Source organism: Streptomyces sp. NBC_01089, from assembly GCF_045162975.1.
Classification (GTDB): domain Bacteria; phylum Actinomycetota; class Actinomycetes; order Streptomycetales; family Streptomycetaceae; genus Streptomyces.
In genome coordinates this window covers 4,906,030-4,922,671 of sequence record NZ_CP108660.1, presented here as the reverse complement: position 1 = coordinate 4,922,671, position 16,642 = coordinate 4,906,030, and the positions used below count along the sequence as shown (strand labels likewise).

The following is a 16,642-nucleotide window of genomic DNA, read 5'->3' as shown; positions in this document are numbered from 1 at the left end:
TCGGACGCTATTTGCTCAAAGTTGATGGGTCAATGGCTCTTCCAAGCATCTTTACGCATTCGAGGCCATCGAAAACCCCTCCGGAACGCCTCCAGGCACCCCTTCACCCGCCCCCCTCCGATGCCACAACACGGCTACCACGCAACGGGATTGACCACCTCCGGAGTGGGTAGAGGGCGCCATCGGGTGACCGAAAAGTCCTGATTGTGCTCGCAGGTAATTTTGAGGGTCGAGCAGGAACGAAGGGCGCCTCGAAGGGGTCATCGCCGTCGGCGGCACAGGCGCGGCTGACGTGACCGCCTTCTCACCGTACGACGGGGTCAGCGGGCAATCAGCGCGGCGGTTTGACCAGGGGTGATCGGGGAGCGGAGCCGTGGTGTCGGCGACATGTCGGGGGGCTGTCGGTCCCATGTCGGTGGGGGCTGGCACCTTTCGAGAGGACCTGGCGGGTGCCCATACGACCGTGGTTCCCGCCTTCCTCGCCTCACCCGAGTCCAAGGAGCGCACATGACGATCACCGTCCGACCGGGAAGCACCGTGATGTTCACCGGCGATTCGATCACCGACTGCCAACAGCTGGACAGCGAAGACGGTCTCGGGTTCGGCTACCCGCTGCGCATTGCGGGCGAATGGGGATTCCGGCACCCGGACCGGCCCGTGACCTGGCTGAACACCGGGGTTGGCGGCCACAAGGTGATGGACCTCGAAGCCCGCTGGCAGACCGACGTACTCGACGCGCGCCCGGACGTGGTGTCGATCCTTGTCGGGGTCAACGACATGGGCTGGCACACGCTGGACCCGAAGGGGTACGTGATCACCGTGGAGGAGTTCGAAGCGGGTTATGACCGCCTGCTCGCGCCCCTCGCCGAGACAGGTACGGACCTGATCCTCATCGAACCGTTCCTCCTGCCGATCCACGGCGTCGTCGAGGCCGGCGCCGGATACGCGCTCATCGGAGATGAAGAACGGAAGGAATGGCGCACCGACCTGGACCCGAAGATCCAGGTCGTGCGCAAGCTCGCCCGCAAGTACGGCGCGCATCTGCTCGCCGCCGACGATATGTTCGCCGAGCTCGCCGCGACGACCGGGCCGGAGCACTGGGCCGCGGACGGCGTACACCCGACGCCGGCCGGTCACACCGCACTCGCGGCGGCCTGGCTGCGCCTGGTCGCATGACCGGGCCTCGCGATCGCCCGCACCTCGTCGCAACGCGCCCGCCGGCGCCGGCCCAACCCGGGTGCCACATCATGTGACCCCGGGTACGCCGAAGGGCGCCGCCAAAGTGGCGGCGCCCTACAAGGTGCGCGTGTGACGAGGGTCAGACCGGCAGCTGCTCCACGAAGGCCGTCCAGGCGGCCGGGGCGACCGTGAAGGTCGGGCCGTCCGGAACCTTGGAGTCACGGAGGTGCACGGCACGGGGGTGGGCTGCGACCTCTACGCAGTTACCGCCCTCGTTGTTGCTGTAACTCGACTTGCGCCAGTCACAGGCGACCTCGATGCACGCCCCGCCCTCGTTACCGCTGTAGCTGCTCTTGAACCACGCCAGTTCGGTGCTCATAGCCGATCTGCCATCCTCTCGATCAGTTCCGCCGACTCCCAGGGCGTGAGCGCCTGGGCCCGCAACATCCCGAAGCGGTCGATCATTTGGTTGACCTGCTGCGGCTTCGAGATCAACGTACCTCCGCCCTGGCCGTCTTCGTACGCCCAGTTGCGGCCGTCCGGTGTACTGAGCAAGGCGATCGGCCCATTCAGGCCCGCATGCGCGGTCCTCTCCGTAGGCATGACCTGCACCATCAAGTGGTGCATGGTCTGCATGCACTTGAGCACATGCAGCAGCTGGTTCCGGAGCACCGTCTTCCCGCCGATCGGCCGCTGGAGCACCGACTCCTCGATGACGTACGCCACGATCGGCAGCGGATCCCGGCTGAGTACCGCCTGCCGTTCCAGCCGCGCTTCGACATGCTTCTGGATCTCCGCCTCGGAGAACTGCGGGACGCGTTCCTCGTACAGCGCCTGGATGTACTCCTCGGTCTGGAGCAGACCGGGAAAGAACATGTTCTCGTACGCGCTGATGCTGGACGCGATCTTCTCCAGCCGCACCCACCCCACAAACGTGCGCGGGTACTTCTCGTCGTCCATCAGCGGGATGCACGACTTGAGCGCACCCCGGGCGTCCAGTACCGCGTCGGCGTCCTTGAGAAAGCTCGACGTCGGGATGCGCTCCCCCCGTTCGTACGCCCCGGCCAGCGACTCCGAGATGAGCAGCCGGTCCCCCACGTCCTGTCTCGTCAGCCCCGCCCGGGACCGGAAGTTCCTGATCAGGTCCCCTACATGCTTGCGTGCCGGGGACGGCTGCTGCGCCGTGTTCGCGTCACTCGACTTGCTGGCTGCCACAAGATCACCCCACCTTTCCACATCGTCCCGATGTGCACCGAGTTCCTCTGGTCACGCTACGCAATCATGCCGATGCTTGGAGGTATGACGACTGAAAAACTCCCCGATTGGGTACCGGCATCCGGCCACCAACTCCGGCTCACCGGGGTTCACTTCGACGCCATCCGGGTCCGGGGCGTGCGCGGCGAGGCCGTGCTGCACCATCTCGCCACGCTCACGGACGGGGCGCCGGGGCCCGTCGTACGGGAAGTCGCCGGGGGCCGGTGGACGTACTTCCTGATTCCGCCGGGAACCTCGTACGACTTCGACTGGCCGCCGGGTGCCACCTGTTTCGGGCCCGCCGCACGGGACCAGTACGTGGGGATTCCGGCGCCGCACGGCAACACGTATCCGCTGCACTGGCGCTGCGATCCGCCGGTGGAGGGGAAGTTCGTCGATCCGGAGCTGCTGCACATGGTGATCACGGCCCAGCTCTGCCGGGACCCCGGGTAGCCACTCTGATCCCGGACACCACTTCGCCGCGCGGATCCGCGCTATGTTGCGCCGATGCTTGCTCACCCACCCGCGTGGCCCGCCGCCGTTCCTTTGACGACGCCACGTCTCTCCTTGGAACCGCTCCGCGTGGAGCATGCACGTGAGGCGGTGTCCGTCTTCGACGATGTCCGTCTTCATACATGGACGGGTGGGACACCCAGCTCACTCGCGCAGCTCGAAGCCCAGTACGGGCGCCAGTCGGCAGGCCGGTCGCCGGACGCTACACAGGGGTGGCTGAACTGGATGCTGCGCAGGACATCGGACGGGCAGCTGATCGGCACGGTCCAGGCCACGTTGCACCGGCCGGCCGCCACGGATGCGCCTGAGGCGCAGCTCGCATGGGTGGTCGGTGCCGACTACCAGAACGCGGGCTACGGACGCGAAGGAGCGCTCGCCATGGCGTCCTGGCTACGTGCACAGGGAGTGAGCGGGCTGTCCGCGTACATCCATCCAGGGCATGACGCGTCGATGGGCATCGCACGGGCGCTCGGGATGAGGGCGTCCGATGTGGTGGAGGACGGCGAGGTCCGGTGGGCGTGCCCGCCGGGCCACGACGGCGTTCCTGAAGCCCCCTCGCCGAGTCCACAATGGCGTGCATGAACCCGACCGCCGATGACGACGACGCCGCCTTCACGGACTTCCTGCACACCCTGCGGGTCTGGGACCTGCCCGAGCTGCCCGGCTTCGACCCGGACACCGCCCCCGGCGCGCCCCTCCCCCTCTTCCGCGAGTGGCTGCGTTCCGCGGCGGCCGCCGGTCAGCCCGAGCCGCACACCATGACGCTCGCCACCGCCGACGCGGACGGCCGCCCCGACGTACGGACGCTGATGCTGCACGGCGCCGACGCGCGCGGCTGGCACTTCGCCTCGCACTCCGGGAGCGCCAAGGGCCGCCAGCTGGCGGCGCGTCCGGTGGCCGCGCTCGGCTTCTACTGGGCGGCGCAGGCCAGACAGGTCCGGGTGCGCGGGCCGGTGACGGCCGCGCCCGCCGCGGAGAGCCAGGCCGATCTGCACGGCCGCTCGACGGGCGCGCTGGCCGCCGCGCTCACCGGGCGGATGAGCGACGTACTGGGGTCGACGGCCGAGCTGGAGCGCGCGTCGGCGGACGCCTGGGAGCGGGCCCAGGCCGATCCGGAGACACCGGTGCCGGGCTGGACGCGGTACGTACTGGACCCGGTCGAGGTCGAGTTCTTCCAGGGCGACGCCCGCAGGCGCCATGTCCGGCTGCGCTACCGGCGTACGGAGAGCCGGGACTGGGCGCGCGAGCTGCTCTGGCCGTAAGGGGTGAGCGCGGCCAGCCGCCGGCGGCGCACGGTGCGGCCCGCGAAGCCGAACCCGGCGCCCGCAAGGGCGAGCAGCGTACCGGCGAGGAGACTGACGGTGAGCAGCAGCGTCATCGCCGGGTTGGTGATGATCCGGCCCCGGACCGCCCACACCGGCAGGGTGCCGGAGTCGTCGGCCAGGAACTGCCGGGAGTCCTGCGAGTCGGCGCGGTTGTCGTCGAGGGTGAACATCCGGCCGTGCGGCACGAGGACGTCGTACGCGTCCGATGCGCCCTCGACGCCGTCCTTGACGTACGGCTCGTCCAGCGGTTCGCCGTTGAGGACCAGCTGCGTCCCGTCGAAGACGAGGTGGTCGCCGCCGAGTGCGATGACGCGCTGGAGGACGTCGGCGCCGTCGAAGCGGTCCGGGGTGCGGTAGAGGACCACCTCGCCGTGGTGCAGTCCGCCGCCGTTGCTCTTCTCGATGGCCACCCGGTCGCCCTTGGCGTACGCCGGGAGCATCGAGTCGCTGGTCACGCTGACCGACTCGTACCCACGGAACCCCCAGAGGGCGGCGACGGCCAGCAGCACAACGCCCAGACCGCCCAATACCCACCCAGTGACCGTCAGTCCACGCCCATCACGCATACCGGACCCCCTTCGTCATCTGTTCCTGCGTACGGACCCCGCGGATCGTTACCCGCCGGGTGCGGGCCGGCCGGGGTGCGGGTTCGGGTACCGGCCCGGGTGCGGATCCGGGTACGGGTCTGTGGCGAGGCGGGCGTGCAGATGCGCGTCGCGGTAGGTGCCGGGCCGCTGGGCCCGGTGCATCCCGTCGCGCCGGGTGCCCTCGTACGCGTAACCGCAGCGCTCCGCGACCCGGCAGGAAGCGGTGTGGTCCACGGCGTGGCCCAGCTCGATGCGGTGGATGCCCGCCTGCTCGAAGGCCCAGCGGGTGCAGAGTTCGAGAGCGCGGCCCGCGATGCCACGGCCCCGGGCCTCGGGCAGCACCCAGTAGCCGACCGACGCCCGGCCCATGTGGCGGTTGATGGCGGAGAGCCCGACGCTGCCGACGATCACGCCGCCCTCGGTGACGGCGTACTGCGCGAGCTCGCCACGCAGCCAGCCCGCACGGCGGTTACCGATCGCGGTACGGGCGCCGGCCAGATCGGTGATGGGGCCCAGCGGGGTGTTCCAGCGCAGGAATTCGGGGTCGGTGAAACCGCGCAGCAGCGCATCGGCCCCGTCGTCACCCCAGGCCCGCAAGACCAGCCCGAAGCCGTCCACCTCCGGCTGGATCCCTATGTCGGTCATGCGGCTATTCAACACGCGGGGGGTGGGGGAGACGGGCGGGGGGAGGGGGGACGGGCATCCGGCGGGCGGGTGGCCGGGCGGACGGACAGCCGATCGGCGGCTGGTGGCTGACCCGGGGTCTGGCCTGACCTGGCCCCGGGCTCCTAGGACCTGTCCGGCCGGAACACCGGCACGCTGACGTCCGGCGTCAGTTCGCGGAACGTGACGCCCAGCTCCATCCCGATCCGGAGATCATCCGCCGGGCACTCGACGACCTCGGTCATCAGGCGCGGGCCCTCCGCCAGATCCACCACGGCGGCCACGTACGGGACGCGCTCACCGAAGGGCGGCAGGTCGTTCCGGTGCACCACCGACCAGGTGTAGAGCGTGGCCCGGCCACTCGACTGCTCCCAGGTCACGTCCTCGCTCCAGCAGTGCGGGCAGAACTCGCGGGGGTAGTGGTGCGGCCTGCCGCACGCCCCGCAGCGCCTGATGAGCAGCCGGCCCTCGGCGGCGGCCGACCAGTAGGGCGCGGTGAAGGCGTCCGGTTCCGGCAGGTCGAAGCGCGGGGCGGCGGACGCGGACGCCGGCGCGGGGGCGGAAGTGGGCTTCGTCATGGGGAGAGTCCGATCGCGGGGGCGGGTGACCGGGTCTGTCCGTGTCGCCCGCGGTAGCTTTCTGACGGTACGTCAGTTCAGCGGATGGAGGCCCTTGTGCGCAAGACCCCTGTGCGCAAGAGGTGTGCACGCGTGATCAATTCGCAATCGCTTCTCCGGTTGACCGCGACCTATCAAGCACCCACGTCACTACGCTCTGTTCCATGGACGACACGAAGGACGACCACCCCGTCTACGTCATCGGGGCCGGGCCGGGCGGACTGGCCGCTGCCGCCGTGCTGCGCGGGCGGGGCGTACGGGCCGTCATCCTGGAGAAGTCCAACGACGTCGGCGCCTCCTGGCGGCGCCACTACGACCGTCTGCACCTGCACACCACCCGGCGGCTCTCGGCGCTGCCGGGGCTGCCGATGCCGCGCTCCTTCGGGCGCTGGGTGTCGCGGGACAACGTGGTGCGGTATCTGGAGAAGTACGCGGACTACCACAGCCTGGAGATCGTCACCGGGGTCGAGGTCACCCGGATCGCCCGCGCCGACGGCCCCCGCTGGCTGCTGCACGCGACCGGCGGCCGGGAGCTGACCGGCAGCGCGGTGGTCGTGGCCACCGGCGACAACCACACGCCGAGGCTGCCCGACTGGCCCGGCGCCGAGACCTTCCGCGGGGACCTGGTGCACGCGGGCGAGTACCGCAACGCAGCGCCGTACGCGGGCCGGGACGTCCTCGTCGTCGGGGCCGGGAACACCGGCGCCGAGATCGCCGTCGACCTGGTCGAGGGCGGCGCGGGGCGGGTACGGCTGGCCGTCCGCACCGTCCCGCACATCGTCCGGCGCTCCACGGCCGGCTGGCCCGCCCAGCGCACCGGGATCCTCGTCCGCAGGCTGCCGGCCCGGCTGGTGGACCGGGCGGCCGAGACGCTCTGCCGGCTCTCCGTGCCCGACCTGTCCGCGCAGGGTCTGCCGCGCCCCGGTACGGGCCTCTACACCCGGGTGCGCGAGGGCGCGATCCCCGTACAGGACGTGGGGCTGATCGACGCGGTCCGCACCGCCCGGGTCGAACCGGTCGCGGCCGTGGACTCCTTCGACGACGGCAAGGTCGTCCTGGCCGACGGCACCCGGACAGCCCCGGACGCGGTGATCGCGGCGACGGGCTACCGGCGTGACCTCGAACCGCTGGTGGGACACCTGGACGTACTGGACGGGCGCGGCAGGCCCGTGGTGCACGGCGGCCGCTCCCCCGCGCAGGCCCCCGGGCTGTACTTCACGGGGTTCACGAACCCGATCAGCGGCATGTTCCGCGAGCTGGCGATCGACGCACGCAAGATCGCGGCGGCCGTTCTCCGGCAGTGAGGCCGCGCCCCGTGTCGCCCGGCCGCCCGGCAGCCCGGCAGCCCAAGTCCGGACGGCAGGGGGCAGCCCCGACGGCGGGGGTCAGCCCCGACGGCGGGGGCAGTTCAGGCGGCACAGGTCAGTTCAGACCGCGCGGGTCACTTCAGGCGGCGCAGGAAGGAATCGACGAGCCGGCCCGTGAACTCAGGTCCGACGGGCTCGCCCGTCACCAGGACCCGGTAGTAGAGCGGCCCCACGATCTCGTCGGTCTCGGCCGCCACGTCGAAATCCGCGGGCAGTTCCCCCCGCTCCACGGCACGGTCGAGCGGCGCGCGGTCCCGGCGGCGCTGCTCGTCCAGATACCTGGACCGGAAGTCCGCGGCGAACACCGGATCGTGCTGGGTCTGCGCCATGAGCGCCTTGAAGACGGCCCCGGGATCGGAATCGCCGAGGAAACGGCCCAGCCGCTCCAGGTGATCCCGCAGGTCGCGCGCGACATCGCCGTGGTCGGGCGGGGGCGGCTCCTCGGCCACATCCTGCAGGAAGGCGTCCATCAGGACATCGGTCTTGGTACTCCACCAGCGGTAGATGGTCTGCTTGGCGACCCCGGCCCGCGTCGCGATGCCCTCCATCGTGACGCCCGCGAAACCCTTCTCGGCGAGCAGGTCGTCGGCCGCCTCGAGCACCGCGTTCCGGGCGATCTCGCTGCGCCCGTGCCGGTTGCCGTGGTGGCGCCGGCCGGGCGCTCCGGCGGTTCCTGCCCCGACCGCCCCTGCCCCGGCGGTTCCTGCCCGGGCGGTTCCTGCCTCAGCTCCCATGGTGCCTCCTTACGCACAAGGATAGTCAGCCGCTCTAGACTGAACGCAACGGTGCGTCTACTCTAGGCCCATGACCTTCACCCACACGCTCGCCGACCCCCGGGTCGAGACCACGCTCAGCCGGATGTTCGCGAACGCCGAGCTCGACGACGCCACCGAGGCCCGTACGCGGGCCGAGCGCCCCCGGGCCGCCGAACCGAAAACACCGCAGGAGCGCGCCGACGCCACTGCGGAGATCTACATGCCGGTCTCCGCGGCGGGGGGTCAGCTGCTCTACAACCTGGTGCGGGCAGTCCGCCCCGCCACCGTCGTGGAGTTCGGCATGTCCTTCGGCATCTCCACGCTGCACCTGGCCGCCGCCGTCCGGGACAACGGCGCCGGGCGCGTCATCACCACGGAGCTGAGCAAGGACAAAGTCGCCGCGGCCCGCCGCACCTTCGCCGATGCCGGGCTCGACGATGTGATCACCGTGCTGGAGGGAGACGCCCTGGAGACCCTCGACGGCCCCGACGGTCTGGACGCACCCGCGGACTTCGTCCTGCTCGACGGCTGGAAGGATCTCTGCCTGCCGGTGCTGCGCCTGCTCGAACCGCAGCTGGCGCCCGGCACACTCGTGGTGGCCGACGACGTGAATCTGGGCAGCCTGCTTCCGTACCTGGAGTACGTACGTACACCGGCGAACGGCTACCAGAGCGTGACCTTTCCCGTCGAGGACGGCATGGAGATCAGCTGCCGCCTCTGAGCGCCACCCGAGCAACGAAAAGGAGAAGACCGAGGATGTGTGCCGCCTGCGGCGTACCCACCCACCTGGCCGACCTGGACGCGGCCCTGCCCACCGAGGCACAGCCCACGGCCCCGGCGGCCGGAGCGCCGTCCAGTACACCGGCCGGCGACCCGGGCGGCTCAAGCGGCCCGGGCGGCCCCGGTGCCCCGGCCCCGAAGTTCGCCGCGCTGCGCAACCGCGACTGCCGCCCGTATCTCTTCGGCGCGGCCCTGGCGATGATGGCCGACAACATCGAACACGTCATCACCTACTGGGTGTTGTGGCAGACGTTCCACTCCCCCGCCCTGACCGGTTTCCAGGTCATCAGCCACTGGGTGCCGTTCCTGCTGCTCTCGATGTGGTTCGGCTCCCTGGCCGACCGCTACGACTGCCGCCGCATCATCCAGGCCGCGCAGTGCCTGTTCATGGCCGTCTCCGTGACCTGGGGAGTCCTGTTCCTCACCGACTCGCTGCACATGTGGGAGGCGTGCGTCCTGCTCGTCCTGCACGGTCTGGCCGGGTCGCTGTGGGGCCCCGGTGAGCAGCTGATGCTGCACGACTTCGTGGGACCCTCCGAACTGCCCAGCGCCGTACGGCTGAACGCCACCTTCCGCAGTCTCGGCGTCCTCTTCGGTCCCGTGGTCGGCTCCGCGCTGCTGCTGGGGCTCGGCCCCACGGCGGGCATTTTCGCCAATGTCGCCTTCTACATACCGCTGACGCTCTTCCTCTTCCGTACCAAGTTCACCGGCCACACCCGCGACCACCACGCCCGACCACGGGTGGGGGTCCTGGAGTCGCTGCGCGTCCTGCGGGAGATCGGCGCCAACCGCACCCTGGTCAGCATGATCATCCTGGGCGGTCTCGGCTCGTTCTTCGTCGGCTCGTCGCTCCAGTCCTCGATGCCGATCTTCGCCCATGCCCTCGGTGCGGGCAGCGCAGGAACCGCGTACGGGGTGCTGCTGTTCGCCAACGGCGCGGGCGGGGTCGTCGGCGGCATCGTCCTGGAAGCCACCGGGTGGGTCAAACCCCATGTGCCCGCCGCCGTCATCAGTACCGCCATCTATGGCCTGACCAGCCTGTTCTTCGCCCTCACCGCCAGCTATCCGCTCGCCCTCGCGCTACTGCTCGTCGGCGGTGTCGCCAACCTGGCCTCGATGTCGATCGGCCAGACCGTCGTCCAGCTCATCGCCCCCGCCGCCGACCGCGGCCGGGTCCTCGGCGTGTACGGCATGTCCGCCAACGGGCTGCGCGCGGGCAGCGGTTTCACCGTCGGGCTGCTGGGCGCCGCCATCGGCGTCCACGCGTCGCTGGGCTTCAGCGCCACCGCCCTGTGCGTCGGCACCGCGGCGGCCGGCCTGCACGCCCTGCGCGGCCACCGGCGGGCGGCCCCGGCGGACGCCGCATAGCGCCGCCGGGGAGCACCGGACAGCGGCCGGACAGCGCCTGCGCCTGCCGGGCGGGTGGCACCGGGGAGCGCGCCGCCGGGTAGGCCAGAACCGGCCGACGGCGCCGTGCGGCGGTATCGGGCGGCGCCGTACGGGGAAGTGTCGTACCGGAGCGGGCGGTCGCACCGGAGCGGGCGGCGCCACACCCCGGCACCACAACCCGGCGCCACACCCCGGCACCGCAACCGGCCCCGGCCCAGCCCCCTCCACGAGTCTTTGCGTGCAGCACTGTTCCTGACGGGCCGTCAGTTCAGTAACCTGACGAAGTGTCAGGTACTTCGGCCATCGAGCAGGAGCGGGCGGAAACGATGCTTGGATCGACTCACGGCACCCTCACCACCGACTTCCATGCGCGCGTGGTGGCCTGCGGGGAGCAGCCACCCGCCGCCGTTCACGGCACAGCCGCAGCGGAGGGCGACCTGGACGTCAGCGGACGCCCGGTGTACGCCCCCGTACCGGACCTCGACCGGTTCTTCCGGCCCGGCTCGGTGGCCGTCATCGGCGCGTCCGACGCCGACGGCCGGCCGAACACCGGGATCACCCGCCAGCTGATCGCCTGGTCGGAGCGGGTGGGCGCGACACTGCACCCGGTGCATCCGACCCGTACCACCGTCTTCGGCCTCCCCTGCTCCCCCACCGTGGCCGACCTGCCCGAACCGGTCGATCTGGCCGTGCTCCTGGTCGCCGACCCGCTGCCGATGATCCCCCAACTGGCCGACGCGAAAGTGAAGTTCGCGGTGGCCTTCGCCTCCGGCTTCGCCGAGACGGGCGAGCAGGGCGCGGACGCCCAGACCCGGCTGACGGCCGCGGTCGAACGCTCCGGGCTGCGCATGCTCGGCCCCAACACCAACCTGAACGCCTTCGAGAAGTTCCGCGACGACCTGGACGGCCCGGCGGTCGCGCTGATCACCCAGTCCGGCCACCAGGGCCGCCCGGTCTTCGCCATGCAGGAACTGGGCATCCGGCTCTCGCACTGGGCGCCCACGGGCAACGAGGCCGATCTGGAGACCTCCGACTTCATCTCGTACTTCGCCGAGCGCCCCGAGGTCGGGGCCATCGCCTGCTATGTCGAGGGCCTCAAGGACGGCCGGTCCTTCCTGCTGGCCGCCGACCGTGCGGCGCGGGCCGGCGTGCCGGTCGTGGCGGTGAAGGTGGGGCGTACGGAGACGGGGGCCAGGTCGGCCGCCTCGCACACCGGCAAACTCACCGGCGCTGACCAGGTGGTCGACGCGGCGATGCGGCAGTACGGGGTGATCCGGGTGAACGGCCTGGACGAACTCCAGGACACCTCGGCCCTGTTGGCCCGCGCGAAGAAGCCGCAGGCGGACGGGGTGGTGGTGTACTCGATCTCCGGCGGTACGGGGGCCCACTTCGCGGACCTGGCGACGGCGGCCGGGATCGGCCTTCCGGTCCTCTCGGCGGAGAAACAGGCCGAGCTGCACACCTGGATACCCGAGTACCTGAACGTCGCGAACCCGGTCGACAACGGCGGTCACCCGGTGGGCGACTGGCGCGGCCGCAAGATCATCGACGCGATTCTGGCGGACCCGGACGTGGGGGTGCTGATCTGTCCGATCACCGGCCCCTTCCCGCCGATGAGCGACAAGCTGGCCCAGGACCTGGTGGACGCGGCGGAGGCCACGGACAAGCTGGTGTGCGTGGTGTGGGGGTCGCCGGTGGGGACGGAGGAGGCGTACCGCACGACGCTGCTCGGCTCGTCGCGGGTGGCCACCTTCCGTACGTTCGGCAACTGCGTCACCGCGGTCAAGGCGTACCTGGACCACCACCGCTTCACCACCGGCTACCGCTCCCCCTTCGACGAGGCCCCCCGGACGCCGTCCCCCTCGTACCGCAAGGCCCAGGCCCTGATGCGGCCGCACCAGCAGCTGAGCGAACACGCGGCGAAGCAGCTGCTGCGGGCGTACGGGATCCGCGTCCCGCGCGAACAGCTGGTGACCAGCGCGGCGGCGGCGGTACGGGCGGCCGGGCAGGTCGGCTACCCGGTCGTCATGAAGGCGTCAGGCGCCCAGCTCGGGCACAAGACCGAACTGGGCCTGGTGAAGGTGGGCCTGACCTCGGCGAGCCAGGTGCGGGACGCGTACCGGGAGCTGACCGACATCGCCCGGTACGAGTCCGTCGACCTGGACGGCATCCTGGTCTGCCAGATGGTGGAGCGCGGGGTGGAGATGGTCGTCGGCGTCACCACGGACGCGCTGTTCGGCCCGACGGTGACGGTGGGGCTCGGCGGGGTCCTGGTGGAACTCCTGGACGACACGGCCGTACGGGTCCCGCCCTTCGGCGAGGACCAGGCCCGCGACATGCTGGCCGAACTCCGGGGCCACGCGCTGCTGGAGGGCGGTGTACGGGGGGCGCCTCCGGCGGATGTGGACGCGCTGGTGGAGGTGGTACTGAGGATCCAGCGGATGGCCCTGGAACTGGGCGACCAGCTGGCGGAACTGGATGTGAACCCTCTGATGGTGCTGGGCCGCGGCCAGGGCGCGGTGGCGCTGGACGCGCTGGCGGTGTGCCGCTAGGCCCTCCGGGGGGGGACCGGGGGGAAGCCCTCCAGTCCCGGGCCCGACACTGGGGGAGCCCTCCAGCCCCGGGCCCGGCACCACCGCACCCCCGGGGGCTCCGCCCCCAGACCCCCGCTCCTCAATCGCCGGAGGGGCTGGGTATTCCACCCCTCCACCCCCGAGCCCGAAAGGCACCCCACCCCATGCCCCCTTCTCCCGAAGAAGACGCGATCCTCCACACCACCACCGACCACGTCTCCACCATCACCCTCAACCGCCCGTCCGCGATGAACGCCCTCACCTGGGACCAGCGCGAGGAGGTCATCGCCCTCCTGGCCACCGCGTCCGCCGACCCCGACATCCGCGCGGTCGTCCTCACCGCAACCGGCCGCGGCTTCTGCGCGGGCGCCGACCTGCGGGGCGGCGGCCCACAGGCCCCGGCCGAACGCGTCACGGGCGACGTGGCCCGTACGATCCGGCTCGGCGCGCAGCGGCTGATCGCGGCCGTCCTGGACTGCGAGAAGCCGGTGATCGCCGCCGTGAACGGCACGGCGGCCGGCCTCGGCGCCCAACTCGCCCTCGCCTGCGACCTCGTACTGGCCGCGGAATCGGCCAGGTTCATCGAGGTCTTCGCCCGCCGCGGCCTCGTCCCCGACGGCGGCGGCGCGTATCTGCTGCCCCGGCTCATCGGCCCGCACCGCACCAAGGAGCTGATGTTCTTCGGCGACGCGCTCCCCGCCGCGGACGCCGAACGCATCGGCCTGGTCAACCGGGTGATCCCGGACGACGACCTGCTCAAGACGGCCCACGAGTGGGCCACCCGCCTCGCCCAGGGCCCGACCCGCGCCCTGGCACTCACCAAGCAACTGGTGAATGCCTCACTGGAATCGGACCGCACGACGGCCTTCGCCGCAGAGGCGGCCGCCCAGGAGATCAACATGACAACGGCCGACGCGAACGAGGGCGTAGCGGCCTTCGTGGAACGCCGCACACCGCGGTACCGGGGGCGGTAGGGCTTGTCGCCCAGTACGCGACAAGGGCCGCTGCCGACGCCCGCGGCCGGCAGTGCCGCAACACCCTTCCCATCTGACGGGCCGTCAGCTTCAATGGAGGAGTGATGGGACACGCAGGGATGGCGGTCGCCGCCGTCCGATACCTCAGGTCCGTAGGCGCCCCGACAGCCACCGGGCCGGTCGACCCGCTCCCGCGCCCCGAGCTGCGGGCCGTGGCCGACGATGAGCGGCTGCCGGTCGACGCCGGAGAATTCCGGCGCGTGCTGGGCCACTTCGCGAGTGGTGTCACCGTCATCACCGCGCACGACGAGGACGGCCCGGCCGGCTTCGCCTGTCAGTCCTTCTCGTCGCTCTCGCTGGACCCGCCACTGGTCGCCTTCATGGTGGCCCGTACGTCCACGACCTGGCCGCGCATCGCCAGGGCCGGATTCTTCTGCGTCAATATCCTCGGCGCGGAGCAGGGCGGGCTGTGCCGTTCCTTCGCGGTGAGCGGTGCGGACAAGTTCGCCGGGGTGGCCCACGAACCGGCTCCCGCGACAGGGGCGCCGCTGCTCACCGGCGTACCGGCGTGGATCGACTGCCGTATCCACGCCGTGCACACCGGCGGCGACCATCTGATCGTGGTCGGGCGGGTGGAGAGCCTGGGCGGTGCGGATGAGGGAGAACCTCTGTTGTTCCACCAGGGGGCTTTCGGCCGGTTCACGGCCTGAGCGTCCGGCCGGTCCACAGCCTGAGCGTCCGGCCGCTTCAGGGCCTGAGCGTCTCTCCGCCCGGCCCGGACTCAGCCCACCGGAGCGGCGACCGCCGTCGCACCCGCGCCCCGCGGCCTCAGCACCACGGCCATCAGTGCCGCCGCCGCGCACATCGCTCCCGACGCGTTCAGCGCCGCGGCGAACGGCGCCGTCAGCCCGTACAGCGCGAGGTTCAGCGAGACCGCCATCCCGATCGTGCCGCGCGACCAGTGGAGCTCCTGGTGCAGAGGGTCGATCAGCAGCCCCGGCAGCGAGGCGAAGGCCGCGGCGCCGATGATCGTCACAGGCCGCCCGTACGAGTGGCCCGTAGGACAGCCTTCGATGTGATCGGGCCACGCCGGTCATGCCCTACAGCGGCACCGCCACCTCCGCATCACGGCGCAGCCCTCTGATCGCCGGTACCGCGAACAGCACTCCGCACACCAGCACATTGATCACCACCCCGGTCACCAGGACCCGCTTCATCCCGACCGCGTCGGCGACCGGACCGGCCAGCGCGCGCCCCACAGCGAGCATGATCAGCGAACCGGCCACGTCGTACGCGTGCAGCCGGTTGAGCGCCTCGGTCGGTACGTGCGTCTGGACCGTCGTCGACCACATGACCAGCCAGAAGGCGAACGCCACCCCGCCGACGAAGAAGCCGGCCGAGAGCAGCGCGAGCGGTACGTCGTACGCCAGCACCAGCAGATTCGCGATCACCCCGAACAGTGCGAAGGTGCCCGCGAAGAGCGGGCGGCGCGGCCGTGCGCGCATGGCGATCAGGCCACCGACCGCGTTGCCCGCGCCGTTGACCGTCATCATCAGGCCGTACACCGCCGAGCTGTGCCGCTCGGTGACCACGACCGCCTCCAGCGGTGTCAGCGGTCCGAGCACCGTCACCCCGTACACCGTCCAGACCGCGATGACGCCCCAGAGCCAGTTGCGCGCCTTGAACTCCCGCCAGCCGCCGACGATTTCCGAGACGAGCGTCTCACCGTGGGTGCGGGCCATCGGCGCCATCCGGATGAGGAAGAGGGAGCCGCCACTGACCGCGAAGGTCCCCGCGTTCACGCCGAAGACCGTACCGGGGCCGCCCACTCCGGCCAGCGCGCCGGCCGCCGCCGGACCCGCCATCGTCGTCAGCGACTCGGCGACCCGCAGGAGCGCGTTGCCGCGCTGCACATCGGGCACCACCTTGGGCAGCATGCTCGCGACACCCGGCTGGAAGAGAGCGGCGCCCAGGCCGTTGACCGCGCTCAGCCCGTACACGAGCCAGAGCGGCGGCGCGCCCGCCACGAAGACCACCGCGAGCACGGTGGTCGACACCAGTCGCATCGCGTCGGCGAGCACCATCATCCGGCGCGGCGTGAACCGGTCGGCCAGCACCCCGCCCACGATGACGAAGCCGGCGAAGCACACCATCCACGCGCCGAGGGCGAAGCTGACCGACGAGGCACCGTGGCCGGTGTCGAGCAGGCCGGCGGCCAGCGCGACCGGGACCATGCCGTCCCCGAAGCGCGCCACGGTACGGGCGGTGAAGAAGAAGCGGAAGTTGCGGTTCCAGAGGGTGAGCGGCTCACTCGTCGGGCCGCCCGGGGAGCGCGGGGCGGGCGAAGCGGTGGTCGCGCGGGAAATGACCTGGTCGGTCGGGTGCTTGTCAGTCACAGTGTCTGATGCATATCAAGGACAGGTCTGGACCACCAGACCCGTCTCATCGGCCACGGCCTCGGACCGGCCGGAGCTGCCCGACCTGCCCGACCTGCCCGACCTGCCCAGGGAGGAAACCGTGCCCGTCCGAATCCGCGTCCGCACCGGGACGGCGGGCAGGCACAGGACATCAAACGTGCGGGCGGCACCGGGAGTCCCACCGACCGTCTACCGGCGTGCGTTCCGGACGCGGACTCCCGCGTAACGCTCCGGCCGGGCGCCCCCTGA

17 protein-coding genes and 1 pseudogene are annotated in these 16,642 nt (G+C 71.2%); 10 read left to right on the top strand and 8 right to left on the bottom strand.

Going from position 1 to position 16,642, the window contains the following annotated elements; genetic code table 11:
* The first annotated feature begins 507 nt into the window (after positions 1–507).
* Complete coding sequence (locus tag OG510_RS22155; RefSeq protein ID WP_406139000.1) at positions 508–1,176, top strand: SGNH/GDSL hydrolase family protein; 669 nt, start codon at positions 508–510, stop codon at positions 1,174–1,176.
* Positions 1,177–1,318: 142 nt separating this feature from the next.
* Here the strand turns inward: OG510_RS22155 and OG510_RS22150 are convergent, their stop codons facing one another.
* Both OG510_RS22150 and OG510_RS22145 read right to left on the bottom strand, forming a co-directional pair.
* The gene (locus tag OG510_RS22150; protein ID WP_406138999.1) at positions 1,319–1,558 is read right to left on the bottom strand and encodes a DUF397 domain-containing protein; all 240 of its coding nucleotides are present in this window, start codon (positions 1,556–1,558) and stop codon (positions 1,319–1,321) included.
* Entirely contained in the window at positions 1,555–2,394 is an 840-nt protein-coding gene (locus tag OG510_RS22145) for a Scr1 family TA system antitoxin-like transcriptional regulator (RefSeq protein ID WP_406138997.1), read from the bottom strand. The genes OG510_RS22150 and OG510_RS22145 overlap by 4 nt, the downstream gene beginning before the upstream one ends.
* 84 nt (positions 2,395–2,478) lie before the next feature.
* Here OG510_RS22145 and OG510_RS22140 point away from each other — a divergent pair, with 84 nt between their 5' ends.
* From OG510_RS22140 to OG510_RS22130, 3 genes are read left to right on the top strand one after another with little or no spacing between them, the layout of a single operon-like run.
* Positions 2,479–2,886: a hypothetical protein gene (locus OG510_RS22140; RefSeq protein WP_406138995.1), complete on the top strand. Its 408-nt coding sequence runs from the start codon at positions 2,479–2,481 to the stop codon at positions 2,884–2,886.
* Positions 2,887–2,940: 54 nt separating this feature from the next.
* Entirely contained in the window at positions 2,941–3,528 is a 588-nt protein-coding gene (locus OG510_RS22135) for a GNAT family N-acetyltransferase (protein ID WP_406138994.1), read from the top strand.
* On the top strand, positions 3,516–4,208 hold the full coding sequence (locus OG510_RS22130) for a pyridoxal 5'-phosphate synthase (protein ID WP_406138992.1): 693 nt from the start codon (positions 3,516–3,518) through the stop codon (positions 4,206–4,208). Before OG510_RS22135 ends, OG510_RS22130 begins: the two co-directional genes overlap by 13 nt.
* Here OG510_RS22130 and lepB read toward each other — a convergent pair.
* The 3 genes from lepB to OG510_RS22115 all read right to left on the bottom strand — a co-directional run bounded on the left by lepB (position 4,157) and on the right by OG510_RS22115 (position 6,099).
* Positions 4,157–4,837, bottom strand: a complete 681-nt coding sequence (lepB, locus tag OG510_RS22125) for a signal peptidase I (protein WP_406138990.1) — start codon at positions 4,835–4,837, stop codon at positions 4,157–4,159. The genes OG510_RS22130 and lepB overlap by 52 nt on opposite strands.
* 48 nt (positions 4,838–4,885) lie before the next feature.
* The gene (locus OG510_RS22120) at positions 4,886–5,503 is read right to left on the bottom strand and encodes a GNAT family N-acetyltransferase (RefSeq protein WP_406138989.1); all 618 of its coding nucleotides are present in this window, start codon (positions 5,501–5,503) and stop codon (positions 4,886–4,888) included.
* Between the two features lie 143 nt (positions 5,504–5,646).
* A complete protein-coding gene (locus OG510_RS22115; RefSeq protein WP_406138987.1) occupies positions 5,647–6,099 on the bottom strand; it encodes a Zn-ribbon domain-containing OB-fold protein in 453 nt (150 codons plus the stop codon).
* Positions 6,100–6,302: 203 nt separating this feature from the next.
* Between OG510_RS22115 and OG510_RS22110 the strand changes: the two genes are divergently transcribed.
* Positions 6,303–7,442 (top strand): flavin-containing monooxygenase, encoded by a 1,140-nt coding sequence (locus OG510_RS22110; protein ID WP_406138986.1) that lies wholly within the window; start codon positions 6,303–6,305, stop codon positions 7,440–7,442.
* Positions 7,443–7,579: 137 nt separating this feature from the next.
* Here the strand turns inward: OG510_RS22110 and OG510_RS22105 are convergent, their stop codons facing one another.
* Entirely contained in the window at positions 7,580–8,239 is a 660-nt protein-coding gene (locus tag OG510_RS22105) for a TetR/AcrR family transcriptional regulator (protein ID WP_406138985.1), read from the bottom strand.
* A gap of 70 nt (positions 8,240–8,309) precedes the next feature.
* On the opposite strand from OG510_RS22105, the gene OG510_RS22100 reads away from it, so the two are divergent.
* The 5 genes from OG510_RS22100 to OG510_RS22080 all read left to right on the top strand — a co-directional run bounded on the left by OG510_RS22100 (position 8,310) and on the right by OG510_RS22080 (position 14,686).
* Complete coding sequence (locus OG510_RS22100; protein WP_406138984.1) at positions 8,310–8,981, top strand: O-methyltransferase; 672 nt, start codon at positions 8,310–8,312, stop codon at positions 8,979–8,981.
* Positions 8,982–9,016: 35 nt separating this feature from the next.
* Positions 9,017–10,408 (top strand): MFS transporter, encoded by a 1,392-nt coding sequence (locus tag OG510_RS22095; protein WP_406138983.1) that lies wholly within the window; start codon positions 9,017–9,019, stop codon positions 10,406–10,408.
* 347 nt (positions 10,409–10,755) lie between these two features.
* Entirely contained in the window at positions 10,756–12,981 is a 2,226-nt protein-coding gene (locus tag OG510_RS22090; RefSeq protein WP_406142482.1) for an acetate--CoA ligase family protein, read from the top strand.
* A 185-nt stretch (positions 12,982–13,166) separates the two neighbouring features.
* Positions 13,167–13,976 carry an enoyl-CoA hydratase/isomerase family protein gene (locus OG510_RS22085; RefSeq protein ID WP_406138982.1) on the top strand — a complete coding sequence of 270 codons (810 nt, stop codon included), beginning with the start codon at positions 13,167–13,169 and terminating at the stop codon, positions 13,974–13,976.
* Between the two features lie 119 nt (positions 13,977–14,095).
* The gene (locus tag OG510_RS22080) at positions 14,096–14,686 is read left to right on the top strand and encodes a flavin reductase family protein (RefSeq protein WP_406142481.1); all 591 of its coding nucleotides are present in this window, start codon (positions 14,096–14,098) and stop codon (positions 14,684–14,686) included.
* Between the two features lie 95 nt (positions 14,687–14,781).
* Here the strand turns inward: OG510_RS22080 and OG510_RS22075 are convergent.
* Together OG510_RS22075 and OG510_RS22070 are read right to left on the bottom strand one after the other, a co-directional pair.
* Positions 14,782–15,051, bottom strand: a pseudogene (locus OG510_RS22075) (hypothetical protein); the annotation flags it as partial.
* Positions 15,052–15,076: 25 nt separating this feature from the next.
* Positions 15,077–16,372 carry an MFS transporter gene (locus tag OG510_RS22070; RefSeq protein WP_406138980.1) on the bottom strand — a complete coding sequence of 432 codons (1,296 nt, stop codon included), beginning with the start codon at positions 16,370–16,372 and terminating at the stop codon, positions 15,077–15,079.
* Positions 16,373–16,642 lie beyond the last annotated feature (270 nt).

Coding starts and splice junctions, on each gene's coding strand:
- OG510_RS22155 (WP_406139000.1), top strand. CDS start 508: ATGACGATCACCGTCCGACCGGGAAGCACCGTGATGTTCACCGGCGAT.
- OG510_RS22115 (WP_406138987.1), bottom strand. CDS start 6,099: ATGACGAAGCCCACTTCCGCCCCCGCGCCGGCGTCCGCGTCCGCCGCC.
- OG510_RS22095 (WP_406138983.1), top strand. CDS start 9,017: ATGTGTGCCGCCTGCGGCGTACCCACCCACCTGGCCGACCTGGACGCG.
- OG510_RS22090 (WP_406142482.1), top strand. CDS start 10,756: ATGCTTGGATCGACTCACGGCACCCTCACCACCGACTTCCATGCGCGC.
- OG510_RS22110 (WP_406138986.1), top strand. CDS start 6,303: ATGGACGACACGAAGGACGACCACCCCGTCTACGTCATCGGGGCCGGG.
- OG510_RS22140 (WP_406138995.1), top strand. CDS start 2,479: ATGACGACTGAAAAACTCCCCGATTGGGTACCGGCATCCGGCCACCAA.
- OG510_RS22100 (WP_406138984.1), top strand. CDS start 8,310: ATGACCTTCACCCACACGCTCGCCGACCCCCGGGTCGAGACCACGCTC.
- OG510_RS22150 (WP_406138999.1), bottom strand. CDS start 1,558: ATGAGCACCGAACTGGCGTGGTTCAAGAGCAGCTACAGCGGTAACGAG.
- OG510_RS22130 (WP_406138992.1), top strand. CDS start 3,516: ATGGCGTGCATGAACCCGACCGCCGATGACGACGACGCCGCCTTCACG.
- OG510_RS22135 (WP_406138994.1), top strand. CDS start 2,941: ATGCTTGCTCACCCACCCGCGTGGCCCGCCGCCGTTCCTTTGACGACG.
- lepB (WP_406138990.1), bottom strand. CDS start 4,837: ATGCGTGATGGGCGTGGACTGACGGTCACTGGGTGGGTATTGGGCGGT.
- OG510_RS22085 (WP_406138982.1), top strand. CDS start 13,167: ATGCCCCCTTCTCCCGAAGAAGACGCGATCCTCCACACCACCACCGAC.
- OG510_RS22120 (WP_406138989.1), bottom strand. CDS start 5,503: ATGACCGACATAGGGATCCAGCCGGAGGTGGACGGCTTCGGGCTGGTC.
- OG510_RS22105 (WP_406138985.1), bottom strand. CDS start 8,239: ATGGGAGCTGAGGCAGGAACCGCCCGGGCAGGAACCGCCGGGGCAGGG.
- OG510_RS22080 (WP_406142481.1), top strand. CDS start 14,096: ATGGCGGTCGCCGCCGTCCGATACCTCAGGTCCGTAGGCGCCCCGACA.